A 26,344-nucleotide genomic window follows, 5' to 3' on the forward strand; every position below is an offset into this window, starting at 1 on the left:
GTAAATTAATACTTCTTGAATCAATTCCTATTTTCATAAAGCACTCCTTATAATATCTATAATATAAAATATTAAAGGTATTTAATTTTGTGATACAAAATCACAAAAATTATATAAATTCATATAATAAAAAGGAGAGATGTTAGGAGGTTTCTTATGGAAAAATTTCAGATAAAAAATATTATAGAGGATAATTATAATATAAAAGTAAACTCGTTAGAAAAAGTTAAAAATACTTATAAGATAAATGGTTTTGAGGGATACTGCTTAAAAGTTGTAAAGTATGATTTCCCTCATTTTTATTTTATATATAACGTTATAAATCATATAGTTAATAATAACGGAAACGTGTTAAATTTTATTAAAACTAAAAGCAATGAAGATTATATAAGGTTTAGTGAAGGATATGCATATTTAACTCCGTGGATAGAAAGTAGAAGTGCTAATTTTAATGATTTAAATGAAGTTAAAAACATATCTAAAGAGATAGCGTATCTTCACAAAGCTAGTGAAGGGTTTGTTATTAAACCCCTTATGAGGCCTAGAGTTAATTGGTTTTCTTGGATAAATGTATTTAAAACTAGAAAAGAAGAAATCTTAGATTTTGAAAAGAGAATAAATCAAAAGATATCAAAAGATTATTTTGATAATCTTTATTTAGATAATATAGATAGAGAATTATATCTAGCAGATCTTTCTATAGATGATTTAGAAAAATCTAAGTACAAAGAAATTATGAGTGAAGATTTAATGAGGCTTTGTGTTTGTCATCACGATTTAGCGGATCATAATATTTTATTAGATAAAAATCAAAATGTAACTTTTATAGATTTTGATTATTGTATATTAGATAGTTATTTGCACGATTTAAGTTCATTTTTAGTAAGGGTTTTAAGGGCTAATAATTGGGATGAAAATATAGCATATGAAATTATTAATTCATATAGTGAAGTAAACTCTATAAACAAAGATAAATTAGATGTTATGAAAGGCTTTATAAGATATCCTCAAGGTTTTTGGCAGTTAGGTCTTCAAGCTTATTGGGAAAGGCAGCCTTGGAAAAGTGAAAAATTTAATAAAAGATTAGAAAAATATATTATTGAAAGTAAATATAGAGAAAAGTTTATACAAAAATTTTATTAAAGAGAAGGGGTGGTTAATATTAATGATTCTTTATTAAATAGTTTTTTAATAGAAAACAATATTGAATTGAATGGAAACTATTTTGGAGTTTCAAATTTACATGATGAAGAAAAATTACTTAATCATATAGATTTAATAGTAGAAGTACAAAGGATTTTTATGAAATACCACACTTTAAAAGATGATTCAGTTTTAAATGAGATAGGAAGAGAAAATTCAAAGCTTGAGATTATAGGAAGAAGGCTTACAAATAAATACTCTAATATAAAAGATCATCATATAGAAAAATCATTAATAAATAAGTTTAACGATACAATAAATAAATTAAAAGATGAAAAGTTTAAAGAGTTAGTTAGAAGAGGAAACTTAAGGGATGAAATTTGTATATCAAAGTTAGATTTAACGAACCTTAGAGTAGTACATGAAATAGAGATAGGGAAAATAAAGAGGATGAGTTTTAATCTTATAGAAGAAGACTTTATAAATTATATGAGAAAAGTTAAAAAGGTTAAAGATTTTTATTTTGTTGAAAAATGCATAGATAAATATATAGAAAAGGCTAAATTAAATGATATAAGCAAAGAATATATAATTTTAAAATTAAGTCTTCAAGATGATTGTATTAAGTATTTAGATAAAAATGAATCTTTTGAAATAAATTTTGATTATTTACTTAAAATTATGAGTAGGGATGATTTAAGTTTTTAGGAGGAGAGATGAATAGAGTTAGATATGCAGAAAAAAAATATCTTTGTAAATATGATTTAAGTAAGGAATTTTTCGATTCTTTAGGGATTTGTCCTTTAGATATAACACCTCTTAGAAAAGTGTATCTTATAAATACTAAATCTTCAAAAAAGATTTTAAAGAAAGTTGACTACGATAAAGATAAGATTAATTTTATAAATAAAAGCTTAGAATATATAAATAAGACCTTTGAAAATACTATAAAATTTCAAAGTATACAAGGAAAACCTTATTTGAGATGGAAAGATGAAAACTATATACTTATGGATGTTTTAGAAGGTAGAGAGGCTACTATAAACAATATTTTAGATGTGGAACTTTGTATGAAAGCTTTAAAAAGGCTTCATAAAGCTTCAGAAAAAATAGTCTTTAGCCTTGAAAGTGAAGATATAAAAATATTTAAAGGAGATAATTTAATTTATAAATTTGAAGAAATAGAAAATGATCTAGTAAGCATAAAAGATTGGGTTACAAAAAGTCACTATAAAAATGAGTTTGATAATTTATTTTTAGAACTTAGCGATTCTTTAATAGAAGATGTAAAAAGAGCTAAAGAGATGATTTGGGTGAGTAATTACGAAAAACTTATAAATGATAAAGAAAATCTAGTATTATCTCATAATGACCTAGCCCACCATAATTTTTTAATTAAAGGTGAGGAGGTAAGTATTATAGATTTTGATTATTCAAATATAGATTTAAGAGCCTTAGATGTTTCAGATTTTATCTTGAAATGGATAAAAAATAATGTGTTTGATATAGTAAAAGCTAAAGCCGCCTTAGAAGCTTATGAAGGAGATAATCCTCTATCAGAAGACGAATATAAAATAATATATATAAATTTAAGTTACTCTAAGGATTTATATTCAATAATAAAATCTTATTATCATAAAGAAAAAGAATGGGATTACAATGTATTTTTAAATAGACTTTTAGTTAAAATAGAAAATGATAAATACAGAAGAGAATTTTTAGTTCAATTCAAAGAATATTTGATTCATAAATTAAAATAAAAAGATGATGGCTTTTGTCATCATCTTTTATAGTTAATTATTTAAAATTATATCTTTATAGGCAGCTATAGTATCTAGGGAAGTTTTTTCAAAGGAGAATTCTTGACTTCTACTTAAAGATTTTTTAACTAAAGTTAGCATAAGGAAACTATCATCTAATACTCTGCATATAGCAGAACTTAAAGCTTCTATATCATAAGGATTAACTAAAAATGCAGAGTCTTTGCAAACTTCAGGAAGTGAAGTTATATTTGATGCAATAACAGGTGCGCCACAAGCCATAGCTTCAAGTGGGGGAAGACCAAAGCCCTCATAAAAAGAAGGATAAACTAGCATTTCAGTTGCATTATAAAAAAGAGGTAGATCGTAAAGTTCTACAAACCCTGTAAAAACTACATCGTTTGAAACTCCAAGTTCTATAGCTCTATTTAAATATTTTTCGTATGATAAGCCTTTTTTACCAACTATAACTAATTTTAAATTTTGCCTTTTATAATATGGTATTAAGGAAAAAGCTTCAATTAAGCCTAATATATTTTTTCTTGGACTAAACCCGCCGACATATAATATAAATTTAGAGTCTATGCCATATTTTTCTTTTATTATCTTTTGACATTTACATTTACTCATAGGTCTATAAATATCTTCAGACGCTAGGTGAGTTACGTATATTTTTTCTTTTGGGATATTATAGCCTTCTGCTATATCATTTTTAGAGAATTCTGAAACTGTTATAATTCCATCACAGTTATTAAGGATATTTGGCATTTCATCATTAAATATACGTAAATACCTTTCGCTTACTGTATGCGGCATTTTAAGTGGAATTATATCGTGCAAAGTAATAGCTTTTTTACATTCTATATTAGTTGAGAGACCTACACCATTTTGAGGAACGTGATATAGTTCCATGTTGTTGTTAGAAAGAAGATTAGGAACTCTAACTTCATCCCAAAAGTTTTCAAAAGACTTAGAATCAACGTTTTGAATCTTAAAGTTTTTATTTAAGTTTTGTAAATCAGAATTTAAGGGTGTGAAAATTAAGTAATCATTTATCCTATCTACTTTATTAAGATTATTTATAAGTTGATACGTATAAGTTCCTATACCAGTTCCGCGATACCATTTAGCAGCTCTTCCATCTATCCCGATTTTCATATTTATATCCTCTCAAACATTAATCTTTATATATTATATTAAGATATATCTAAAAATGTTAATAAAAGTGGAGTAGATGACATATAGATATATAGGGGGTGAGGAAATATGATGAGAGAGTTTGAAATAGAAAGGCAATTTAATTTAGAAATCGAAAATATAAAGCCAAGTAAAGGAGTATATTGCCTTAAAAGTAAAGATGGGCTTAGATGTCTTAAAAAGATAAACTATGGACCTCAAAAATTATTATTTGTTTACGGTGCAAAGGAGCATTTAATTAAGAATGGATTTGAGAGCGTTGATAAGTATTATTTAAATATAGATGGTGAGCCATATGCATTAGTAAACGAAGATCTTTATACACTTTCAGAATGGCTTGAAGGAAGAGAATGTGATTTTCATAACCTAGAAGATGTGAAACTAGCTTCTAAAACTTTAGCAAAATTGCATGAGGCTTCAAAAGGATACGATCCACCTGAAAATTCAAAACTTAAAAGTGACTTAGGTAGGTGGCCAAATCTTATGAAAAAGAGAGTAAAATCTTTAGATAAAATGAGAGATATGTCTAGAAAAAAGACAAATAAAAGTGAATTTGATTTGATTTATATTAAGTCTATGGAATTTTATAAAGAGATGGGTAAAATAGCACATAAGACATTAGAAGAATCTAACTATAATGAGCTTTGTGACATAGCAGAAAGGGACAAGAGTTTTTGTCACCATGATTATACTTATCACAATATAATAATTGATAAAGAAGATAACGTAAATATAATTGATTTTGATTATAGTAAAAGAGAGATAAGAGCGTTTGATGTATCAAATTTTATGATAAAAGTTTTAAAAAGGGTAGATTGGAATTTCGATTATGCAAAAGGCATATTAGATTCTTATAACAAAGTTTCACCTTTAAGAGATGATGAGTATAAAGTTTTACTTGCATACCTTCAATTTCCACAAAGATATTGGAGACTTGCAAACAGGTATTATTATAATGAAGTTAATTGGGGTCAAAATACATTTTCTAAAAAGCTACAAAATATCATAGATGAGAAAGATAAATATTTAGAGTTTTTAGAAGTATTTAGAAAAGAGTATAATTTATAAAAAGACATCTTTTAAGATGTCTTTTTAATATGTTTTAAATTTTAGGTTTAAAAAATCACAGAAAATATTATCAAATCATACTTATATATGAATAAGTAATTTATAAGGAATAAAAAATGGAAATCGGTGATATAGTAGTCAGAAAGTCTTATGATAAAGATATTACATTTAAGGTTATAGATATAAAGGATGGAAAAGACGGACCCTTATATATATTAAAAGGAATAAATATTAGAATAATCGCAGATTCAAAAATTAATGATTTAGAAGAAGTTGAAGAGGATTATAACGGAGAGCAAGATAAAATATTAAATAAAAAAGTTGATAGTGCTATAAAAAAAGCTATGAGTGATAGAAATATAGGGATGAGAAAAAGTAATGATGGAAACATTAAAATAGGAACAAAAATAAAAAAAAATAATGTAAGTAATAGTGAGATGTTTTTTGGAAGACCTGGAAGGATACTTCATGTAGATGGAGATAAAGAATACTTAGATACATGCCTTAAAGTATATAAACAGCTTTCTTTAGATGCAGTAGGAAGAGCAGTTTCAGAAAGTGAGCAGCCTTCTGTTATTATTGATTTAGTTAAAGAGATAAAACCTGATATTGTGGTTTTAACTGGTCACGATAGCGTATTTAAAGGAGTAAATGACTACTTAGATCTAGGAAGCTATAGAAACTCTAAATATTATATAGATTCAGTTAAGGCACTTAGAGAATACAACTCTAGTTATGATGAACTTGTTATTTTTGCAGGAGCTTGTCAAAGCTGTTATGAATGCATTTTAGATGCAGGAGCTAATTTTGCATCATCTCCAAGTAGAGTATTGATACATTGCTTAGATCCTGTATTTGTTTGTGAAAAGATAGCATATACAAAAATCGACGAAGTGGTTTCTATTAAAGATGTTATAGAAAATACTATAACTGGCTTAAAGGGGGTTGGGGGATTACAAACTAGAGGAAAGTACAGAGAAGGCTATCCTAAATCTCCATATATCTAGTTAAAAAAGTTGTCTTAATATTATATCTTTTATTTTAAATGATTTAAGATGTATAAATAAATTAAAATTGCACAAAATAATATAGTAATAATATTAGAAAATATGTTGACTTTATTATGTGTAAGTGATAAAATTAAAATTTTATTTGACTTCACTTGTAAAAAATGGTATAATCTAAATTAGAAAGAGGGGTGTTTTACGTGGAAAATATTAGAACAATTGCCTCTATAAAAAGAAGCATTGAGGGCCACTTAGGAGAAAAGGTGACTCTGAAAGCTAATGGAGGAAGAAAAAAGATTCTGGTTAATGACGGAGTTATAGAAAGTGTATACCCTAGCATTTTCGTTATTAGATTAGAAAACGACACCCAAAGAACCGTGACATATAGTTACTCAGATGTATTAACACAGACAGTACAATTGGATTTTCCAAGATAGTAAAAAAAGCTAGCGTTAATTCTTAGGAATTAATACTAGCTTTTTTTATATATATAAACTATAAAATAAATTTAGACAAAAAAAAGAAAGATGGTGGGTTTCCATCTTTCAACTATGGTATAAAAGGGTATTGAGAATTTATGAGAGGTTATATGGTCAATAACCAATTACTATATTACGACATAAAGATACCCTTGTCAACAAAATTTATTAAAAAATATTAAAAAAAATTATGAAAACATTTACTAAATTATGTATTTTACAAATTATGTAAAATAGCTGTAGATAAATTAATAAATTTTATTAAAAAAGTAGTCATACTTTCTAACTATTAAGTATATAAATGATAGTAGGTATTTTATGGGAGGGTAATAAAATGGAAAAAATAGATGTAATAAAAGAAAATGTACAATTAGAACAACTAGCAGACGAAAACAAGGAATCAGAAATGATAAATGAAGAATATTTAATTCCAGATACACATCCGGATGTATATGAAGTTCTTATGGTTGACGCAAAACCAATAGTTTTATCTAAGGATATGGCAGGAAACAAATTAAACGTTGAAGGAAGAATAGACTACAATGTACTTTATTTAGCAAGAGAAGAAGGTATGGTTGTTTGTTCTGTGAATTATTCTCAGAAGTTTTCAAACCAAATAGAGCTAGAAGAAGCTGAACATAAAACAGTCTGTGAAGTAGATTGCAGAGTAGAACATATTGAAGCAAAAATAATAAATGAGAGGAAAGTTGCAATAAACGGCATACTTAACTTGAATTTTGAAGTTTACAAAGGAAAAGAAGTTCAAATGATAAAAGATATTGAATGTGAAGAGGGGGTAGAAGTACTTAAAAAATCAGAAGTTATAAACAAAACAGATTTAAACGATACTTTAGATATAGTTGGAAAATCTGTTTTAAGAGTAAGTATGGACAAACCACAAGTATCTAGAATATTAAAATCAGATATAGTATTACAAAAGAAAGAAATAAAGCTAGGTGAAGATAAAGCTTATTGTGGATGCTACTCTAAAATTCGTATATTATATTGCGGAAGTGAAGGAAAAGAAGTTCATTATTTAGAAGATAGCGTATATATATCTAAAGAATTAATGATACCTGAAATGAAGCAAGATATAACTATTGCAGCAGATTTTGATCTAGTAAGTAAAGATATAAATGTTGAAGAAGATGATTTAGGTGAAGCTAGAATAGTTAACATAGAATTTATGGCAGAATGTAAAGTAAAAGTATTTTCAAAAGAAAATATAGATGTAATTATGGATGCATATTCACCTAAAGTTCCAGTTCAAATTGAAAAAGAAGAAGTTGAAATGGGAATGCTTCATGGAGTATATAATTCAGATACAGTAGTTAAAGACAATATTTATATAAAAGAAGATGATATGAAGCCAGAATATATAGTTGCAGCATCAGGAAATATAATAGTTACAGACAAACAAGTTTCTAAAGATAAATTAAATATAGAAGGATATATAAAAGTATGTGCAGTTTATAAGACTAGTGATGAGGAAAAATATTTATCTAAAGTAGAAGGAGATATTCCTTTTGGTGCTACTATAGAAGCTAAAGATGCTGATGAAAAGATGAAAGTTTTAGCTAAGGCTTGTTTAGAAGATTTAGACTTAGGGATAGAAGCTAACACTATAGCTGTAAAAGCTAACGTAGTTATGAATTGTAAAGTTTTATATAACGTAAAAAAAGAGTTAGTTAGCGATATAAAAGAAGTTGAAGGAGAAGAGTTAAAGAAAAAAGCAAGCTTAACTATATATGTTATAGGAAAAGGTGATACTCTTTGGAATTTAGCTAAAAAATATATGACTACTATGGCTGAAATAATGGAACTTAATGAAATGGAAGATGGAGAAAAGCTAGTTTCTGGAGAAAAAATACTTATTCCAGGAAGAGCTATTTCAAAATAGATTTATAAATGGCTGCCTAAGGGCAGCTTTTTTTATGAAGCAAAAAGCATTAAAGGAATCGGAGCATCTTATTTTATTAATAGAAATAAAAATAAAGTTATCATAAATTGAATATAAAAATTTAAATTGAAGAAAATATTTGTAGAGATTAATAGTAAATCCTTTTGATTAGACGAATTTTGAATATATTAAATAAATTTGGCAATAATAAATAACGCATGAATTGAGGTGGCTATTTTGGAAGGATTACAGAAGCATAAATTAGTAATTATAGGAGGAGCCGAGGACAAAAAAGGTAGAAAGGTCATTTTAAAGGATGTTTGTAATTTAATAGATAAAGAAAAAGATGAACTTTTAGTAGTTACTGTAGCTTCAGAAGTTCAAGGTTTAGTATCAAACGATTATAAAAAAGTTTTTGAAGAAATAGGTGTAAAAAACTTAAGATTTTTAAATATGGAATTTAGAGAAGAAGCTTATAAAGAAGAAAATATAAAAAAAGTTAAAAATGCAAAGCTTATTTTTTTTACAGGAGGAGACCAGCTTAGGATAACTTCTTTAATAGGAGGAAGTCCTATAGGGGAAGAACTTAATAGTTCAAAAGATAAAGTTATAGTAGGAACGTCAGCTGGAGCCTCTGTTATGAGTAGCACGATGATTTTAAGTGGAGATGATGAAGAAGCACCAAGTAAGAAGACTGTCAGTATGTCAGCTGGGCTTGGACTTTTAAATGGGGTAATAATAGATCAGCACTTTTCTCAAAGGGGGAGGATAGGAAGGCTTATATCAGCTATAAGTGAAAATCCTAGCACCTTAGGGATAGGTATTGACGAAAACACAGCTATTATAGTTAGTAGAGACAAAAAAATCAAAGCAATAGGTGAGGGCGCTGTTTACATAATAGACGGAAAGGATATTACTTACTCAAACGTTTGGGAAGAAGAGAAAAGTAGGACTTTCAGTATATTTAATATTAAATTACATTTATTAAACAAAGGGGACGTTTTTGACCTTGAAAAAAGGATACCTTTTGAGGAGGAAGTAATTAAAAATGAAGATAACTAGCAAAAAAATATTTAAAGGAAGAAATATATATTCTCACAAAAAATGCATAAGAATTGATGTAGATTTAGAAGGGTATGCAGAAATTCCTAGTAAAGATATTGAAGGCTTTAATGAAAAATTATTAAAATATGTACCTGAACTTTATAGTCACAGATGTGGTATAGATGTAGAAGGCGGTTTTGTAATAAGGCTTAATGAGGGAACTTACCTAACTCACATATGCGAACACACTATAATAGCATTACAAAACAAGCTAGGAATCGAAGTTTCTTACGGAAAAGCTAGAGAAGTTAAAGGAGAACATTATTACTTAGTATTTCAGTATATCTACGAAAGAACAGCATTAAAAATAGCTGAGTTAAGTGTAAAAATAATAAACTCCCTTATTAAAAAAGAAGAGCTAGATTTTGACTTTGAAATAGATTCTATAAAAAAAATATTAGATAAAGAAACTATAGGACCTAGTACAAGTGCCATAAAAAAAGCGGCAGAAAGTTACGGACTTCCTGTTTTTGAAATAGGTAATTCCGGTTATTATCAAATAGGTTACGGAAGACAAAAAAGGCTTATAGAAGCTACTATAAGCTCTAAAACTAGTTGCTTAAGTGCAGATATCGCCTGCGACAAAGCTTTAACTAAAACACTTCTTTTAAGTCAAAACATACCAGTTGCAAATGGTATAAAAATATTTAACAAAGAAGAGTTACTTAAAGAAGCAGAATATATAGGTTATCCTTTAGTTTTAAAACCTCAATTTGGTAATCAAGGTAACGGGATAATCCTAAATATAAAAAATAAAAGAGAGTTACTTCAAAGCTACAACAGAATAAAAAAAGATTACAAAGATATAATTTTAGAAAGATATCTTATAGGAAACGATTATAGGGTATGCGTTGTAAATGGAGAAGTTGTAGCTGCATCTAAAAGAATACCACCTTATATAATAGGAAATGGGATAAGTTCTGTAAAAGAACTTATAGAAGAGGTAAACAAAGATAAAAGGCGTGGAGAAGACCACGAAAAACCTTTAACTAAGATTAAAATAGATAAAGAATTATTAAAAGAACTAAAGAACTCAGGGGTTACTTTAGATAGTGTTATAAAAAATGGTGAATCTATAATTTTAAGAAGAAATGCTAACATCTCAACTGGTGGAGTTGCAATTGATTGCACCGAAGAAATTTGTGATGAAAACAAAGAAATCTGTAAAAGGGCAGCTAAAATTATAGGGCTTGATATTTGTGGTATAGATATAACAACTAAAGATATAAGTAAGCCGCTAGATAGTGAAAGTGCAATAATAGAGGTTAATGCAGCACCTGGAATTAGAATGCACCACCACCCAAGTATCGGAGAAAGTAGAGATGTAGGAAATCGCATAATTAATTATCTTTATGACGGGGACCCTAAAAACATCCCTATTATTTCAGTTACAGGAACTAACGGAAAAACAACAACAACTAGACTTATAGCACACACCTACAAAATGATGGGATTAAACGTTGGTATGACTTCTACAGAAGGGATTTTTATAAACGACGAATGCATAGATGTAGGAGATGATACTGGTTTTGAAAGTGCAATGAGCGTTCTTTTAAACGGAGAAGTTGATGTAGCTGTATTAGAAACAGCAAGAGGTGGGATACTTAAAAAGGGTTTAGCTTATGATATAGCAGATGTAGGAGTTTTAACAAATATAACAGAAGATCATTTAGGGATTGGAGGAATTGACACTTTAGAGGAGTTAAGTTTTGTAAAATCACTTGTTTTAGAAGCTGTTAAAGAAGAGGGTTACTCTGTAATAAATGCAGATGACTTATGGAGCACTAAAATAATAAAAAGAATTAAAAATAAAAAGATATACTTCTCAAAAGATAAAGACAATGCCTTAATTAAAGAAAATATTTCAAAAGGCGAAATAGCTGTATCTATAGATGAAGAGAGTATTTGCGTTTGGAATAACTTTAAAAAATATAAAGTTTTAAATATAAAAGATATACCTATAACTTTAGATGGAAAGCTATCTTTTAATATAGAAAATTCATTAGGGGCTTGTGCTGCTTTAGTTGGAATGGGTATAGATTACTGTATGATAGCTAAAGGGTTTAAAAGTTTCTACTTAGACTCTAATCACAACAAAGGTAGGTTTAATATATACGAAGTAAATGGAAGAAGCATAATTTTAGATTACGGACACAACATTGAAGGGTATAGAGCAGTTTTTGATTCTTTAAAAAACACTAAATACAAAAAAATAATAGGAGTAGTTGGTGTTCCGGGAGACAGAAGTGATGAAAGCTTAATTAAAGTAGCAAACCTTTGTAGTGAGTTTTTAGATAATATAATAATAAAAGAAGATATAGATAGAAGAGGAAGAGAAAAAGGCGAAGTTTCAAAGATTATAAAATCAGGAATAGCTTTAGATAAATTAAATAAAACTAAAATAATATTAGATGAATTAAAAGCTATGGAATACGCCTACAGCATAAGCGAAGAAGGAGATACTATTATTTGCTTCTTTGAAGAGTTTGAAAGGTTAGAATCTTTAATCAAAAAAATTAAAGTAGAGTCTTTAAATACTTTAAATAAAATTAATTTAGAAAAGTGGAACGAATAAAAGGGTTGCTAAAAAGCAGCCCTTTTAAATTTTAATAAATAATAGTGAAAAAATAAATTAATAGGTTATAATATATATAAAACAAAGAAAGAATGAATTCGGGAAGGGGTAGCTATGAAGATTAAAGCTTATGCTAAAGTTAATATAGCTCTAGATGTAATAGGAAAAAGAGAAGATGGATATCATCTTTTAAGGATGATTATGCAAGGTATCGATTTATATGATGAAATATATGTTGAAAAGATAGATAAAGGAATAGTTTTAAGTTGTAATAAGCATTACGTTCCAACTGATGAAAGAAATCTAGCTTATAAAGCAGCAAAATTATTTATGGATACTTATAACATAAATTCAGGAGTTTCTATAGATATAAAGAAAAACATACCTGTATCAGCAGGTCTTGCTGGAGGTAGTACAGATGGTGCTGCAGTTTTAAAACTTATGAATAGGTTATTTAAAGTTAATGCAAGTGATGAAGAATTAAGAAAAATCGGAGTTAAACTTGGTGCAGATGTACCTTATTGTATAAATAGTGGGACTGCTCTTTGCGAGGGTATAGGAGAAGAAATAACTAAACTAAAACCTTTTAAAGATAAGATATTAGTTTTAGTAAAGCCTCCATTTGGAGTTTCTACTAAAGGTGTTTATGGTGCTTTTGATTTATCTAAAGTAGTATTTCACCCAGATGTAGATGGTTTAATTAAAGCTATGGAAAGAAATGATTTAAGATTTGTAGCTAAAAATATGAAAAACTTACTTGAAAATGTAACTTTAAATAAGCATAAAGAGATAATATCTATAAAACAAAAAATGCTTGATTTAGGTTCAATAGGTTCTATGATGAGCGGTAGCGGGCCTACTGTGTTTGCTTTTTTTGATGATATGCTTAAAGCAAAAGAATGCTATGATTATATGAAACATAGATATAAAGATACATATATAACTAGAACTATTTAAAAAAATTTATTTTAGATGTATAACCCTCTGATATTTGGTAATAATCAAAATATCAGGGGGTATTTATTATGAAGATTAAAAAAAGTTTATTTATAATTTTAAGTTTAATATTAGGAAGTTTATTAATAAGTTGTACAAGCACTGAGGTTAAAGCGGATAACTACATTGAATATGATTATAACAATGTTAAAGATGAAATAATAAGATTTCACGTTTTAGCAAATAGTGATAGTAAAGAAGATCAAGAATTAAAATTAAAGGTGAGAGATGAAGTTATAAAATATTTAGAGCCACTTTTAAAAAATTCTAAAAGTATAGATGAGTCTAGAGAAATATTAAATAAAAACAATTCTAAAGTTATTAATATTGCAAATAAAGTAATTAAAGATAACGGTTATAGTTACACAGTAAAAACAGAACTTAAAAAAGAAAACTTTCCAGAGAAAGTTTATGGAAATATAATCTTGCCACAAGGAGAATATGAAGCTTATAGAATATTAATTGAAAAAGCTAAAGGTCAAAATTGGTGGTGCGTTATGTTCCCTCCGCTTTGTTTTGTTGACGTCACTAAAGGTGAAGTTGCATACGAAGAAACAGAAAAAAGGATGGAAGAAGCATTGAAAAATGATGGCAAAAAAGTTGTTTTAGAAGAAGGTAAAGATGATGTTAAAATGAAGTTTAAAGTAGTAGAAATTTTTGAAAATATTTTTTCAAAATAAAAAATACTTGATAAATGCTTTGAAGAATCATAAACTATACCTTGTACACTAAATTAACATATGGGGGTGTTGTCTAATGACTAGAGCATTAGCAATGGTATCAGGAGGTCTAGATAGCATACTAGCAGCTAAATTAATAAAAGATCAAGGAATAGAAGTAATAGGAATATGTTTCAGATCTTATTTTTTCAATGAAGAAAATGCAAAGAGAATGACAAAGCAGATAGATATACCTTTAGAGGTTGTAGATTTTTCAAAAGAACATTTTGAAATGGTTAAAAGCCCTAAACACGGATGGGGTAAAAATATGAACCCTTGTATAGACTGTCACGCTATGATGATGAGATATTCAGGAGAGTTATTAAAAAGATTTGATGCAGATTTTATAATAACAGGTGAGGTTTTAAACCAAAGACCTATGTCTCAAAACAAGCAAGCTCTTAATAAAGTAAAAAGTGAATCTGGATTTTCAGATATAATATTAAGACCTTTATGTGCTAAAAATCTTGAAGAAACTCAAATGGAGAAAGATGGATTAGTAGATAGAGAAAAGTTATTAAATATTTCAGGAAGAAGCAGAAAACCACAAATTGAACTTGCTGAAAAATGGAATATAGTAGATTACCCTTCACCAGCTGGTGGTTGTAGGTTAACAGAGCCAAACTTTGCGCACAGACTTAGAGAATTCGTAGATAGACAAGGTGATGCTACACCGAAAGAAATAGAACTTTTAAGATATGGAAGACATTTTATAACTCCAAATGGTTCTAAGATTATAGTATCTAGAACTAAAGACGAAGGAGATATTATAAAAACTCTTTTAGATGAAAATGATACAGTATTTTATCCAGTAAGTCATAATGGAGCTATGGCTATTGCAACTGGTGAGTTAAACGAAGAAGATATAAAATTAGCTTTAAAAATCGTAGGAAGATACAGTAAAGGAAAAGACTTAGATGAAGTAGAAATATCTTACGGTAAATTCGGAAAAGTTTTTGACAGAACTGCTAAAGAAAAACCAGCATCTGAAGAGGAAATAAATAAATATTTAATTCAATCTAAGTAAGGTGGAAAAAAGGTATGGAAAACAAAGCAATAATTAATGTAACAAGTAACGCTACTATGGAAGGTGACGAACTTATAGAAGTTATAAGTCCTGGAACTTTCGAAAAGATAGAAGATGAATTTGTTGCAAAATACAAAGAAACAGAAATTTCAGGTATGGATGGAACTGACACTACTATAAAAATCGGAAAAGATTATGTTATTTTAGAAAGAGAAGGTTCAACTACTACAAACATGAGATTTCAAAAAGAAAAGCCAGAGGTATCTTTATATAGTACTCCATACGGAATGCTTGAGATATCACTAGAGACTAGAAAACTTGAAATTGATTTAAATGAAGAAGGCGGAGTAGTTAAAATCAATTACGATATGATAGTCCAAGGGCAAGAGCCTTTAAATACAGAATTAATTATGCAGATTAAAAAAGCTGTATAGATATATAAATTAAGGTTGTTTTATTTTAAAATAAAGCAATCTTATTTTTTTTGTTTTAAGTGAGTAAAAAATGAAAAATAAGGCAAAATTATAATTAGGAGGTGGTATATTATGGGCAATCACGAAAAGTATTTAACTATAATTAAAACTATTTGTGAGAAAAATAATATATCTAATGATGAACTTGAAGATATTTTAAAAGAAAAAGAATTTAAGTATTTAGTTATACTTTGCCTTAAAAAATATAATTGTGTAGACGAAGAGGGGTTAAAAAGAATTCTTAACGTGAAGACGAGAAGAAGTTTATATAATAACATTAGAAAAGCAGAAGAAAAATTGCTTATAAATAGAAACTTTAGAAAAAGATATTATGATCTTGAAAAAGATATAAAAAATATCATAGATATATGATACATAATACTAGTAATTAACAGTATTTTATGATAGCATATAATCTATGATATTATTCATACAAAAAAACACAACACAATACAATACCCCGCAATCTTCGTTTGTGGGGTAATATTTATTATACTTAAAAAGTATTCTAGTGTCAATCTAATATTTTTGTCTTGAATTTATTCCTAAATGTACATTAATTGTTAATGATTTCATATTAACAAATTTACAAATAACTACTTGAAAAGGTTTCTTCCTTAGAGGATAATAAAAGAAAGTTTAGTAATCTATTAACGCGTCTTATAATAAATCCCAAAAAATTAAAGGTATAATTTAATAAAAGATTTTTGGAGGTGTCATTTTGACAAAAGATATATATGAAAAAATGACCTTAGCAAAATTAAAAGAAGAAGCTAAGGGATTAGAAATAAAAAATATTTCTAAATATAAAAAGAATGAACTAATTGAAGTTATAATAGAAAAATTAAAAGAAAACGAAGAAAAAACTGCAAATACAATTAAAAAAGATGGCGTTGTTCTTACAGAAAAAATTTCACCGAAAGCTCATAGTAGAGAAACTAATAATAGAGAAAACAATAATAGAGAAAATAATATAGATAGAAATAATAATGGGGCTCAAAGAGATGATAATACTTTTACTGTTTCAGGAATTTTAGATATTCAAGAGAATAATAACTTTGGTTTCTTAAGAGGTAAAAACTGTTTAAGTAGTAGTGATGATATCTACGTATCACCATCACAAATTAGAAGATTCAATTTAAGAACTGGCGATAAAGTAAAGGGAAAAGTTAGAGATGCTAAAGAGACAGAAAAATTTAGAGCTTTAATTTTTGTAGAGTCAGTAAACGACGAGCATCCTGAAAAAGCTGTGAGAAGAGGAAGATTTGAAAAACTTACTCCAATCTATCCAACTGATAGAATAAGATTAGAAGATAAGGGCGAAGATGATTTATCTACTAGACTTATGGATTTAGTTTGTCCTATAGGAAAAGGACAAAGAGGAATGATAGTTGCACCTCCAAAGGCTGGTAAAACTACATTGCTTAAAAAGATAGCACAAAATATTTCAAAAAATCATCCAGAGATGAAAGTAATAGTATTACTTATAGATGAAAGACCAGAAGAAGTTACAGATATGACTAGGTCTATAAAAGGAGAAGTTATTTATTCAACATTTGATGAAGAACCTCAAAACCACTCAAAAGTATCTCAAATGGTACTTGAAAGAGGTAAAAGAATGGTAGAACAAGGTCAAGATGTTGTAATTCTTTTAGATAGTTTAACTAGGCTTTCAAGAGCTTATAACTTAACAATAAATCCAACAGGTAGAACTCTTTCAGGGGGATTAGACCCAGGGGCTTTAATTATGCCAAAGAAATTTTTTGGAGCTGCTAGAAATATTGAAGAGGGCGGAAGCTTAACAATCCTTGCAACTGCTTTAATAGAAACAGGTTCAAGAATGGATGATATGATATTTGAAGAATTTAAAGGAACTGGTAATATGGAAGTTCATTTAGATAGAAAGCTTCAAGAAAGAAGAATATTCCCAGCTATAGATATTTATAAATCAGGAACTAGAAAAGAAGATTTATTATTAAATAAAGAAGAAAAAGAAGTAGCATTTAAAATGAGAAGGTTAATGTACTCTGAAGGAAATTCAGATAACGTAACTGAAAATGTTATTAAACTTTTAGGTAACACTAAAAATAATGATGAATTTATAAAGTTTTTTGATAAAACTCTATAAGAAAAAGGTTGTATTAATTTAATACAACCTTTTTTATATAATTATTTATTTTCATATTCTTTAATTAACTTATTTGAAAGTTCTATAATTTTATCTCCAGAATAAGTGTTTGCTAAAGAAGCTAATCTTTCTCTCATACCGTTTAATTTATCTTCATTTTCTATAAGATCATTTACTATAGGGTTTATATTTTTTATACTATTTGCTTTTATAGCATATCCATTTTCACATAAAAACTTAGTGTTTTCAGTTTCTTGACCGTATATAGCAAATGGAATAATTAAAGGTAAATTTTTAGCTATAGCCTCTGTAACTGTAAGTCCTCCAGGTTTTGATATTAAAACATCAGAGTACTCCATAAATGTTGCAATATCTGTAGAGAATCCAACTATATGAAGTTTTTTATTTTTATAAGAATTAATAGAGAGTTCGTCTAAACTTTCTTTTAATGATTTGTTATTACCACAAACTACAGTAATTCTTAATTTATGTTCGTTATAAAGTAGTTCTTGAAGCACATATGAAATATTTTTAAGGCCCATGCTTCCGCTCATTAAAAGTATATTAAAGTAGCTATCTCTTTTTAAGATATCTATATTTTTATCCTTTAAAAAGAAGCAAGAGTTTATAGGAATTCCAAGAGGGTAAACTCTTGATTTTTCTACTCCTTTTTTAACTAGCCAGTCTTTTGTATATTCGCTACCTGTAATGTAGGCATCTAATCTTTTGCTTATGTAAGTATAATGAGGCTTAAAGTCTGTAACTACAGAGATTATTGGGATATTTAAGCCGTGTTTTTTTAAGTTATCTAATATACTAACACTTATAGGGTGTGTAGTAATTATAAGGTCAGGTTTCTCTTTATCTATAATAGCCTTTATTCTCTTTATAACAAAGTGAAAAGGTATTGTAGAAAGCGGGTTTATAAACTTATTGTTAGTAAGAACGTATGATAAACCATAAATGTGAGAAAACTTCGTTGCTGATAACTCGTATCCTCCTATGATGGCATTAGTTAATAATTTACTGCTACCTTCAAGGAAGTCGTGTTTTGCATATTCAAAGCCATTTTTTTTAAGTAACTCGCAAAGGGCGTTTGCTGCATGGTTATGTCCTTGCCCTGTTGAGGTAGTTAGTATTAAAACCTTTTTCATCAAATTCACTCGCTTCATATTTAATAAATTTATTGTACATATATTAAAAATCTAATGCACATGATAATAGTTTAACATCAAATAGGTAAATATAAAATTAAAAAATTTTATAAATAATAAATAAGTAAGTAATAATTTATAAAATTTAGTTCAAAAACAAAAAATGGGAAAGACAGTAGTCTTTCCCATAAGAGTAAAACTCTTATTATTTTGTAAGGTTGAATCTTTTGTTGAATTTATCAACTCTTCCACCAACGTCAACAATTTTTTGTTTTCCAGTGAAGAATGGGTGGCATTTAGAGCATATTTCTACTTTAAGTTCTTCTTTAACAGAACCAGTTGTAAAAGTATTTCCACATGCACACTTAACCACTGCGTCGTGGTGGTATTCAGGATGTATGCCTTGTTTCATTTGTTTCACCTCTTTATATTGTTTTAGTTGTTTCATTTGTGTATTTCGAAATAAACAACTACTAGAGTATAACATAAGGTATTTTAATCGTCAATAATTCTAAAATTAAAAAAATATTTTTAATAGATAGACTAAAAATGCTATAATCTTATGTAAGATGATTATAGAAAATTACAATTGGTTAGGAGAGTTTTAGATTGAGTAAATTATACTTTAGATATGGAGCAATGAATTCAGGAAAGTCAACGCACCTTATGCAAGTTGCGCACAACTACGAAGAAAGGGGAATGAGAGTTATCCTTTTAAAACCTGAAATAGATGCAAAAGGAGGGACTAAACTTGTTTCAAGACTAGGTGTAGTAAGAGAAGTAGATTTAGTAGTAAGAGAAGATGATAATATAATAGATTTAGCTAAAAGAAATATAGAGGAAAATGGGAAGCTTGATTGCATTTTAGTAGATGAAGTTCAATTTTTAAAAAGACATCATGTAGATGAGTTATTTGAACTTGCAGTAACTCAAAATATACCTACTATCTGCTATGGATTAAGAACAGACTTTAAGATGGATGGATTTGAAGGAAGCGAAAGATTATTATTAGTTGCACATAGTGTAGAAGAAATGAAAACTATATGTAAATGTGGAAATAAAGCACTATTAAATGGTAGAAAAATAAATGGAAAGTTTGTTTTTGAAGGGGCGCAAGTAGCTATAGATGATAATGATGAAATTGAATACGAGTCATTATGTGGAGAATGCTACTTTAAATTTAAAAATACTAAATAAAAGGGAGAGGTTGTTTTTGAAAAAATGCGATGTGGGTGGCCAAGCGGTTATTGAAGGCGTAATGATGAGAGGTCAAAAAGGCCTTGCAACAGCTGTTAGAAAAGAAGATGGTGAAATTGCAGTTGATATGCAAAGAACAGTTCCTATCACAAAAAGATATAAGTTTATAAATTTACCTATAATTAGAGGTGGATTTATACTTATAGATTCTTTAATACAAGGGATAAAGTCATTAAATTATTCAGCATCTTTTTTTGAAGATACTGAACCATCAGCTTTTGAAGATTGGTTAAGATCTAAATTTAAAGAAAAAACTAATGATGTGATTGTTTGGTTTACTATGGGTGTGGCTTTTATAATGTCTATGCTTTTATTTTTAGCACTACCTACAGGCATTGCTTCTTTATTTAAGGGGGCTGGATTTTCTTCTTTCTCACTTAATATAATAGAAGCGTTAATTAGGATAACAATTTTAGTATTATATATGGTAGGAATAAGTAAACTTGAAGATATTTATAGGTTATTTCAATACCATGGAGCTGAACATAAAACTATATTTTGTTATGAAGACGGAAAAGAACTTACAGTTGAAAATGTTAGAAAATACGGTAGGCTTCACCCAAGGTGTGGAACAAACTTTTTATTTTTAATAATGTTTGTTAGTATAATAGTATTTGCTTTTACAGGTTGGGGAAGTTTTTTAGAAAGACTATTACTTAGAATAATATTAATACCAGTGATATCAGGTATCACATATGAAATAATAAGATGGTTAGGAAAGAGTGAAAATAGATTGGCAAAAGCTATAGCAAAACCAGGATTAGAATTACAAAAGATAACAACTAAAGAACCAGATGACTCTCAAATAGAAGTAGCTATAAAAGCATTAAAAGCAGCAGAAGGAATAGAGAGCACTGTAAATGAACTTATAAATGAAGGAACTAAAATATTAGATGAAGCTAAAATTGATACATCAAGGATGGATGCAACTTTAATTTTAGGAAAAGTTTTAGAAAGAGATAGGTTATATCTTTTAGTAAATAAAGACGAAAAGGTAAATGAATTTAAAGAAGGTATATTCTTTAACCTTATAAAGGAAAGAAAAAACAAAAAACCTATAAAATATATTTTAGGTGAAACGGAATTTATGGGACTTAACCTTTATGTAAAAGAAGGGGTTTTAATTCCTAGAGGAGATACAGAAGTTTTAGTTGAGGAAGTTTTAAAGAATATAGGTGAAGAAGAAAGCTTAGAAGTTTTAGACCTTTGTTCTGGAAGCGGGGCTATAGGTTTAGCATTAGCACACTACAGAAAAAATATAACTGTAGAAGAAATAGATTATTTTGAAGTTCCAGAAGAAGTGACTAAAAATAATATAAAAAGGTTAAACTTAGAAGATAGGGTTAGCTTTTACAAAAGTGACCTTTTAAAAAGTTCTATAGAAAGAGCTAGAATGTATGACATTATAGTTTCAAACCCGCCTTATATAAGAGAAGCTGTTATAAAAACTCTTATGGAGGACGTTAAAGATTACGAACCTCATACTGCTTTAAGTGGAGGAGAGGACGGTTTAATTTTCTATAGAAGAATAATTAAAGATAGTACAAGTGTTATAAAGCATGGCGGAATTTTAGCTTTTGAGATTGGTCACGACCAAGGAGAAGAAGTTAAAATCCTTATGGAAGAAACAGATTATAAAAACGTAAGAGTTATTAAAGATTTAGCAGGACATGACAGAGTCGTTATAGGAAGCTATATTATTGAAAAGTAACTATCTTATATGATATAATTAAAAAATATGAAAAATCATAGTACGGAGTGATAATATGTTATTAGATAAATTAGCGTTTACAGAAAACAAGTATGAAGAACTTTCAGTAAAAATCAGCGACCCGTCAATTATGGCAAACCAAGCTGAATGGAGAAAACTTTGTAAAGAGCACGCAGAACTTGAAATAATAGTAACAGCGTATAGAAACTACAAACAAACAATAGAGGATTTAGAAGCAAACAAAGAAATGCTTTCAGAAGAATCAGATCCAGAAATGAAAGAAATGCTTCACGAAGAAATTAATGAACTTAAAGCAAGAGAAGAAGAATTAGAAAAAGAAATCCAAATTCTTCTATTACCTAAAGACCCTAACGACGACAAGAACGTATTCGTTGAAATCAGAGGAGGGGCTGGAGGAGATGAAGCAGCATTATTTGCAGCAAATCTTTTCAGAATGTATACAAGATATGCAGAAAACAACAGATGGACAGTTGAGCTTATGAGTGCAAACGAAACTGGAATCGGTGGATTCAAAGAAGTTGTATTTATGATAAAAGGTCAAGGTGCTTACTCTAAACTTAAATACGAGAGTGGAGTTCACAGAGTTCAAAGGGTTCCAGATACAGAATCAAGCGGTAGAATCCACACTTCAACTACTACAGTTGCAGTTTTACCAGAAGTAGATGATGTTGAAATAGAAATAAACGAAAAAGATATTAAATTTGATGTATTTAGAGCATCAGGTAACGGTGGACAATGCGTTAATACTACAGACTCAGCAGTTAGACTTACTCACATGCCTACAGGAATAGTAATTTCTTGTCAAGATGAGAAATCACAGCTTAAAAACAAAGAAAAAGCTATGAAAGTTTTAAGAGCTAGATTATTCGAGCAAGCTGAAGCAGAAAGAAATGCAGGAATAGCAGAAGATAGAAAATCACAAGTTGGTACTGGAGATAGAAGTGAGAGAATCAGAACTTACAACTATCCTCAAGGAAGAATAACAGACCACAGAATAGGGTTAACTCTTTACAAATTAGAGCAATTCTTAAACGGTGATATTGACGAAGTTATAAATGCATTAATTGCAGCAGACCAAGCTGAAAAAATGAAAGCTATGGGAAACACTGAAAACTAAAAATAGAAAAAGCCTTGCATTAATTTGTAAGGCTTTTAAAATATAATGAGGTTAGAATATGGATATATATAAAGCTTTGAAGTTAGAAGAAAAATCAAACAAAAGATTTTATATTCTTATGGGGCTAATAGGGATAGTTCTTCCATTTTCTTTGTGGTTTACAGGTATAAACACGATATTTTTAGATGTACTTCTAATTTTTATTGAATTACTTATAATCCTTTCAATTCTAAAAAGAATTGATTTCATGAAGCTAAAATATTCATATAAAAATAATAAAATAAGGTTTGTATCAGGAATGTTTACAAAGGAAAAGCTTATTATATGCGACAAGGTGGCAGTAGTACATACAAGTAAAATGGAAGAAGATATGGAAATAGTTATTTTAAGCAGAAGTAATATCCGTAAAAGCAAGGTAAAGCCTATAGTTAAAGGCTTTTTACTTAAATATCCTGAAGTTTCAGAAGAATATTTAAAATTAAAAAGAATGAATCCAGAAGAAGAATATTTTTATCAGATAATTAAAAAAGGCGGCTTAAAAAAATACCTATTTTTAAGGGAAATGTATAGTGCTTGCGTTAAAGCAGTCTACACAGAAAGCTGCATTCAAAACATAAAAATAGCAAGAGGAGATATCCTTTAGCTTAAAGAAAGAAGGAAAAAATTTTGGAAACAAAGATAGCTGTTTTAAAAGGCGAAATTGGAGAAGAGCAATTTATAAAAGAAGCTTCTAAAGTTATAAGAAATGGCGGAACAGTAGCCTTCCCTACAGAAACAGTATATGGACTCGGGGCTAACGCTTTAAAAAGTGATTCTGTAAAGAAGATATTTGAAGCTAAAGGTAGACCTCAAGATAATCCTTTAATAATTCATGTTGCATCTAAAGATATTGATGAATATGTAAAAAATGTTCCAGAAGTTGCAAAAAAACTAATGGATAAATTTTGGCCAGGACCACTGACTCTAATATTAGAAAAAAAAGATATAGTACCAAATGAAACTAGTGCAAAATTAAACACTATAGGGGTTAGAATGCCTAAAAGTGATATAGCACTTAAGTTAATAAAAGAATCAGGGGTGCCAATAGCTGCACCGTCTGCAAATATTAGTGGGAGACCAAGCCCTACTGATATAGAAAGGTGCATAGAAGATTTAAAAGGCAGAGTTAACTATATTATAGGTGGAGATAAAAGCAATGTAGGAGTTGAATCTACAATAGTAGATTGTACTGTAACACCTCCTATAGTTCTTAGACCAGGTGGAGTAACTTTAGAGAGTTTAAGAGAAGTTGATAGCTCTATAGAAATAGATAAAGGATTATTAAATAATTCAGATGATTTTAAGCCAAAAGCGCCTGGAATGAAGTATAGACACTACGCGCCAAACGCAAAGCTTAAAATAATTAAAGGAAATAGAAAAAAAACTATTGAAAAAATCAGAGAAATGGTACACAATTATATAAAAGCAGGAATGAAGGTTGGAATACTTATATCAGAAGAAAATATAGATATGTATTCTGAAGGAGAAAAGATTGTTTTAGGTAGCTATAACGATTTAAGTAAAGTAGCTAGTAATCTTTTTGAAGCACTTAGAAAATGCAACGACTTAAATGTTGATATCATTCTAGCAGAAGCCTTTACTGAAGAAGGTTTAGGTATAGCAATAATGAACAGATTAAATAAAGCAGCAGGTTATGATATAATAGAGGCATAAAATTTGGAGGTTTTTTTAGTATGAATGTTCTCTTCGTATGTACAGCAAACGTATGTAGAAGTCCAATAGCGGCAGAAATTTTAAATAAGTTAAGTAAAAAGATAGATATAATAGCTGATTCGGCAGGAATCACAATTATACCTGGTAGTTTACCAACAGAAAAATCTATTAATTTAGTAAAAGATAAATTAAATATCGATATAAATGATAGGGAAGCAAAACAAGTTAGTATTAAAAAGCTTGAAAAAGCTGATATAGTGCTTACAATGTCTTCTTATTCAAGAGATTTTATAAAAGAAAAATTTCCAAAATTTAAAAACAAGGTTTATACTATTACTGAGTATGCTGGCGTAAAGGGTGGAGTAACAGACCCATACGGTAGCTCAGTAGTTGTTTACCAAAAAACTTATGAAGAATTAGAGGAATTAGTTTCTCGTGTTTTAGATAGAATAAAGAAAGAAGGAATTATGTAATTTTTATTACATACTACTACTTTCTTTTTTTATGATATAAATTACATTCAAGATAAAAGACATGGAGGTTATAAAGATGAAAATAGCATTAGGTTCAGATCATGGTGGATTTGAGTTAAAAAACGAAATAATTAAATATTTAAAAGAAAATGGGTATGAGATAAAAGACTTTGGACCTTTCTCTTTAGAGTCTTGTGATTATCCTGACTATGCATTAAAGGTTGCAGAAAGCGTTAAAGACAAAGAATATGACTTTGGTATACTTGTATGTGGTACTGGTATAGGAATAAGCTTAGCTGCAAATAAAGTACCAGGAATTAGAGCAGCACTTTGTTCTGATACATTTAGTGCACACGCAACTAGACAACATAACAATGCAAATATATTAGCTATGGGTCAAAGAGTTGTAGGGACAGGACTTGCACTTGATATAGTTAAGACTTTCTTAGAAGCAGAATTTGAAGGTGGAAGACACCAAACTAGAATAGATAAATTAACTGCTATAGAAGAGAAATACAGCAAATAATATTATTATTTAATATTAATATATAAGATATTTTGGAGGTATAACAATGAGTAAAGTAACAGAAATAAATCACCCGCTAATATTACATAAATTAGCATTTATAAGAAGTAAAGAAACAGGTTCAAAAGATTTTAGAGAATTAGTTTCAGAAGTTTCAATGCTTATGGCATATGAGGTAACTAGAACATTACCAACTGAAAATGTTGAAATAGAAACACCAATATGCAAAACTAAATGCAAAATGTTAGCTGGTAAAAAGCTTGCAATAGTTCCTATATTAAGAGCGGGACTTGGAATGGTAGATGGTGTATTAAAACTTATCCCAGCTGCTAAAGTAGGTCATATAGGTCTTTATAGAGATGAAGAAACATTACAACCAGTAGAATATTTCTGTAAGATGCCACAAGATATTCACGAAAGAGATATCATAGTTGTAGATCCAATGCTTGCAACAGGAGGATCAGCTGCAGATGCTCTTACTATGCTTAAAGCAAGAGGAGCAAAACAACTTAAACTTATGGTTTTAATATCTTCACCAGAAGGAATTAAAGCAGTTAAAGAAGCTCACCCAGACGTAGATATATTCGTAGCTCAAATTGATGAAAAATTAAATGAGCAAGGATATATAGTACCAGGTCTTGGAGATGCTGGAGATAGACTATTTGGAACAAAATAATAAATTAATATAAAAAAACATCCGCAAAATTTTTGCGGATGTTTTTTTATATTTCAAACTTATCTAAGTTATCTTTCATTTCAGAAGTTAAAGTATTAAGTGTTTCAGATGAGCCGTAAA

The 26,344-nt window shown here is 28.7% G+C and carries 26 protein-coding genes; 23 read left to right on the forward strand and 3 right to left on the reverse strand.

Features of this window, described 5'->3' with window-relative positions:
* The first annotated feature begins 156 nt into the window (after window positions 1-156).
* From M4I33_RS14730 to M4I33_RS14740, 3 genes are read left to right on the forward strand one after another with little or no spacing between them, the layout of a single operon-like run.
* Window positions 157-1,143, forward strand: a complete 987-nt coding sequence (locus M4I33_RS14730; RefSeq protein ID WP_257917536.1) for a CotS family spore coat protein — start codon at window positions 157-159, stop codon at window positions 1,141-1,143.
* Between the two features lie 9 nt (window positions 1,144-1,152).
* A complete protein-coding gene (locus M4I33_RS14735) occupies window positions 1,153-1,851 on the forward strand; it encodes a hypothetical protein (protein ID WP_257917537.1) in 699 nt (232 codons plus the stop codon).
* A gap of 8 nt (window positions 1,852-1,859) precedes the next feature.
* Entirely contained in the window at window positions 1,860-2,903 is a 1,044-nt protein-coding gene (locus M4I33_RS14740) for a CotS family spore coat protein (protein ID WP_257917538.1), read from the forward strand.
* 33 nt (window positions 2,904-2,936) lie between these two features.
* Here the strand turns inward: M4I33_RS14740 and M4I33_RS14745 are convergent, their stop codons facing one another.
* A complete protein-coding gene (locus tag M4I33_RS14745; protein ID WP_257917539.1) occupies window positions 2,937-4,061 on the reverse strand; it encodes a glycosyltransferase family 1 protein in 1,125 nt (374 codons plus the stop codon).
* A 108-nt stretch (window positions 4,062-4,169) separates the two neighbouring features.
* Here M4I33_RS14745 and M4I33_RS14750 point away from each other — a divergent pair, with 108 nt between their 5' ends.
* The 12 genes from M4I33_RS14750 (at window position 4,170) to rho (ending at window position 17,576) form a co-directional block, all read left to right on the forward strand.
* Complete coding sequence (locus M4I33_RS14750) at window positions 4,170-5,168, forward strand: CotS family spore coat protein (protein WP_257917540.1); 999 nt, start codon at window positions 4,170-4,172, stop codon at window positions 5,166-5,168.
* Window positions 5,169-5,284: 116 nt separating this feature from the next.
* Complete coding sequence (gene yabG, locus M4I33_RS14755; protein ID WP_257917541.1) at window positions 5,285-6,175, forward strand: sporulation peptidase YabG; 891 nt, start codon at window positions 5,285-5,287, stop codon at window positions 6,173-6,175.
* 200 nt (window positions 6,176-6,375) lie between these two features.
* Window positions 6,376-6,612, forward strand: a complete 237-nt coding sequence (locus M4I33_RS14760) for a Veg family protein (RefSeq protein WP_194192490.1) — start codon at window positions 6,376-6,378, stop codon at window positions 6,610-6,612.
* Between the two features lie 376 nt (window positions 6,613-6,988).
* Window positions 6,989-8,554 (forward strand): SPOCS domain-containing protein, encoded by a 1,566-nt coding sequence (locus M4I33_RS14765; RefSeq protein ID WP_257917542.1) that lies wholly within the window; start codon window positions 6,989-6,991, stop codon window positions 8,552-8,554.
* A gap of 237 nt (window positions 8,555-8,791) precedes the next feature.
* Complete coding sequence (locus tag M4I33_RS14770; RefSeq protein WP_257917543.1) at window positions 8,792-9,616, forward strand: cyanophycinase; 825 nt, start codon at window positions 8,792-8,794, stop codon at window positions 9,614-9,616.
* Window positions 9,603-12,233, forward strand: a complete 2,631-nt coding sequence (cphA, locus tag M4I33_RS14775) for a cyanophycin synthetase (RefSeq protein WP_257917544.1) — start codon at window positions 9,603-9,605, stop codon at window positions 12,231-12,233. Before M4I33_RS14770 ends, cphA begins: the two co-directional genes overlap by 14 nt.
* Before the next feature lie 114 nt (window positions 12,234-12,347).
* The gene (gene ispE / locus M4I33_RS14780) at window positions 12,348-13,190 is read left to right on the forward strand and encodes a 4-(cytidine 5'-diphospho)-2-C-methyl-D-erythritol kinase (protein ID WP_257917545.1); all 843 of its coding nucleotides are present in this window, start codon (window positions 12,348-12,350) and stop codon (window positions 13,188-13,190) included.
* A gap of 68 nt (window positions 13,191-13,258) precedes the next feature.
* Window positions 13,259-13,909 (forward strand): stage II sporulation protein R, encoded by a 651-nt coding sequence (gene spoIIR, locus M4I33_RS14785; protein ID WP_374707717.1) that lies wholly within the window; start codon window positions 13,259-13,261, stop codon window positions 13,907-13,909.
* 76 nt (window positions 13,910-13,985) lie between these two features.
* Window positions 13,986-14,975, forward strand: a complete 990-nt coding sequence (locus M4I33_RS14790; protein WP_257917546.1) for a tRNA 4-thiouridine(8) synthase ThiI — start codon at window positions 13,986-13,988, stop codon at window positions 14,973-14,975.
* A 14-nt stretch (window positions 14,976-14,989) separates the two neighbouring features.
* Window positions 14,990-15,409 (forward strand): DUF1934 domain-containing protein, encoded by a 420-nt coding sequence (locus tag M4I33_RS14795; RefSeq protein WP_257917547.1) that lies wholly within the window; start codon window positions 14,990-14,992, stop codon window positions 15,407-15,409.
* Between the two features lie 111 nt (window positions 15,410-15,520).
* Window positions 15,521-15,820: a hypothetical protein gene (locus tag M4I33_RS14800; RefSeq protein WP_257917548.1), complete on the forward strand. Its 300-nt coding sequence runs from the start codon at window positions 15,521-15,523 to the stop codon at window positions 15,818-15,820.
* Window positions 15,821-16,169: 349 nt separating this feature from the next.
* Window positions 16,170-17,576 (forward strand): transcription termination factor Rho, encoded by a 1,407-nt coding sequence (gene rho, locus M4I33_RS14805; protein ID WP_257917549.1) that lies wholly within the window; start codon window positions 16,170-16,172, stop codon window positions 17,574-17,576.
* A 41-nt stretch (window positions 17,577-17,617) separates the two neighbouring features.
* Here the strand turns inward: rho and M4I33_RS14810 are convergent, their stop codons facing one another.
* Window positions 17,618-18,730 carry a glycosyltransferase gene (locus M4I33_RS14810; protein WP_257917550.1) on the reverse strand — a complete coding sequence of 371 codons (1,113 nt, stop codon included), beginning with the start codon at window positions 18,728-18,730 and terminating at the stop codon, window positions 17,618-17,620.
* A 205-nt stretch (window positions 18,731-18,935) separates the two neighbouring features.
* On the reverse strand, window positions 18,936-19,142 hold the full coding sequence (gene rpmE / locus M4I33_RS14815; RefSeq protein WP_194192501.1) for a 50S ribosomal protein L31: 207 nt from the start codon (window positions 19,140-19,142) through the stop codon (window positions 18,936-18,938).
* A gap of 197 nt (window positions 19,143-19,339) precedes the next feature.
* Between rpmE and M4I33_RS14820 the strand changes: the two genes are divergently transcribed.
* From M4I33_RS14820 to upp, 8 genes are all read left to right on the forward strand, one after another.
* Window positions 19,340-19,927 carry a thymidine kinase gene (locus tag M4I33_RS14820; RefSeq protein WP_257917551.1) on the forward strand — a complete coding sequence of 196 codons (588 nt, stop codon included), beginning with the start codon at window positions 19,340-19,342 and terminating at the stop codon, window positions 19,925-19,927.
* Window positions 19,928-19,943: 16 nt separating this feature from the next.
* Window positions 19,944-21,698, forward strand: a complete 1,755-nt coding sequence (prmC, locus tag M4I33_RS14825) for a peptide chain release factor N(5)-glutamine methyltransferase (protein WP_257917552.1) — start codon at window positions 19,944-19,946, stop codon at window positions 21,696-21,698.
* A gap of 55 nt (window positions 21,699-21,753) precedes the next feature.
* Window positions 21,754-22,836 carry a peptide chain release factor 1 gene (prfA, locus tag M4I33_RS14830; protein ID WP_194192504.1) on the forward strand — a complete coding sequence of 361 codons (1,083 nt, stop codon included), beginning with the start codon at window positions 21,754-21,756 and terminating at the stop codon, window positions 22,834-22,836.
* Window positions 22,837-22,894: 58 nt separating this feature from the next.
* Window positions 22,895-23,479, forward strand: coding sequence for a hypothetical protein (locus M4I33_RS14835; RefSeq protein WP_257917553.1), 585 nt, complete (start codon window positions 22,895-22,897; stop codon window positions 23,477-23,479).
* 23 nt (window positions 23,480-23,502) lie between these two features.
* The gene (locus M4I33_RS14840) at window positions 23,503-24,549 is read left to right on the forward strand and encodes an L-threonylcarbamoyladenylate synthase (protein WP_257917554.1); all 1,047 of its coding nucleotides are present in this window, start codon (window positions 23,503-23,505) and stop codon (window positions 24,547-24,549) included.
* Between the two features lie 20 nt (window positions 24,550-24,569).
* A complete protein-coding gene (locus M4I33_RS14845) occupies window positions 24,570-25,022 on the forward strand; it encodes a low molecular weight protein arginine phosphatase (protein ID WP_257917555.1) in 453 nt (150 codons plus the stop codon).
* A gap of 76 nt (window positions 25,023-25,098) precedes the next feature.
* Window positions 25,099-25,548: a ribose 5-phosphate isomerase B gene (gene rpiB / locus M4I33_RS14850; protein WP_257917556.1), complete on the forward strand. Its 450-nt coding sequence runs from the start codon at window positions 25,099-25,101 to the stop codon at window positions 25,546-25,548.
* A 46-nt stretch (window positions 25,549-25,594) separates the two neighbouring features.
* Window positions 25,595-26,224 (forward strand): uracil phosphoribosyltransferase, encoded by a 630-nt coding sequence (gene upp, locus M4I33_RS14855; RefSeq protein WP_194192509.1) that lies wholly within the window; start codon window positions 25,595-25,597, stop codon window positions 26,222-26,224.
* The last annotated feature ends 120 nt before the right edge of the window (window positions 26,225-26,344 follow it).

Origin of the sequence: Clostridium sp. LY3-2 (genome assembly GCF_024705715.1) — a bacterium.
In the GTDB taxonomy this organism is placed as follows: Bacteria; Bacillota; Clostridia; order Clostridiales; family Clostridiaceae; genus Clostridium.

Coding starts and splice junctions, on each gene's coding strand:
- M4I33_RS14795 (WP_257917547.1), top strand. CDS start 14,990: ATGGAAAACAAAGCAATAATTAATGTAACAAGTAACGCTACTATGGAA.
- M4I33_RS14750 (WP_257917540.1), top strand. CDS start 4,170: ATGATGAGAGAGTTTGAAATAGAAAGGCAATTTAATTTAGAAATCGAA.
- prfA (WP_194192504.1), top strand. CDS start 21,754: ATGTTATTAGATAAATTAGCGTTTACAGAAAACAAGTATGAAGAACTT.
- M4I33_RS14810 (WP_257917550.1), bottom strand. CDS start 18,730: ATGAAAAAGGTTTTAATACTAACTACCTCAACAGGGCAAGGACATAAC.
- rpiB (WP_257917556.1), top strand. CDS start 25,099: ATGAAAATAGCATTAGGTTCAGATCATGGTGGATTTGAGTTAAAAAAC.
- M4I33_RS14765 (WP_257917542.1), top strand. CDS start 6,989: ATGGAAAAAATAGATGTAATAAAAGAAAATGTACAATTAGAACAACTA.
- M4I33_RS14835 (WP_257917553.1), top strand. CDS start 22,895: ATGGATATATATAAAGCTTTGAAGTTAGAAGAAAAATCAAACAAAAGA.
- cphA (WP_257917544.1), top strand. CDS start 9,603: ATGAAGATAACTAGCAAAAAAATATTTAAAGGAAGAAATATATATTCT.
- rpmE (WP_194192501.1), bottom strand. CDS start 19,142: ATGAAACAAGGCATACATCCTGAATACCACCACGACGCAGTGGTTAAG.
- spoIIR (WP_374707717.1), top strand. CDS start 13,259: ATGAAGATTAAAAAAAGTTTATTTATAATTTTAAGTTTAATATTAGGA.
- yabG (WP_257917541.1), top strand. CDS start 5,285: ATGGAAATCGGTGATATAGTAGTCAGAAAGTCTTATGATAAAGATATT.
- upp (WP_194192509.1), top strand. CDS start 25,595: ATGAGTAAAGTAACAGAAATAAATCACCCGCTAATATTACATAAATTA.
- M4I33_RS14730 (WP_257917536.1), top strand. CDS start 157: ATGGAAAAATTTCAGATAAAAAATATTATAGAGGATAATTATAATATA.
- M4I33_RS14800 (WP_257917548.1), top strand. CDS start 15,521: ATGGGCAATCACGAAAAGTATTTAACTATAATTAAAACTATTTGTGAG.
- M4I33_RS14790 (WP_257917546.1), top strand. CDS start 13,986: ATGACTAGAGCATTAGCAATGGTATCAGGAGGTCTAGATAGCATACTA.
- M4I33_RS14845 (WP_257917555.1), top strand. CDS start 24,570: ATGAATGTTCTCTTCGTATGTACAGCAAACGTATGTAGAAGTCCAATA.
- ispE (WP_257917545.1), top strand. CDS start 12,348: ATGAAGATTAAAGCTTATGCTAAAGTTAATATAGCTCTAGATGTAATA.
- M4I33_RS14740 (WP_257917538.1), top strand. CDS start 1,860: ATGAATAGAGTTAGATATGCAGAAAAAAAATATCTTTGTAAATATGAT.
- M4I33_RS14745 (WP_257917539.1), bottom strand. CDS start 4,061: ATGAAAATCGGGATAGATGGAAGAGCTGCTAAATGGTATCGCGGAACT.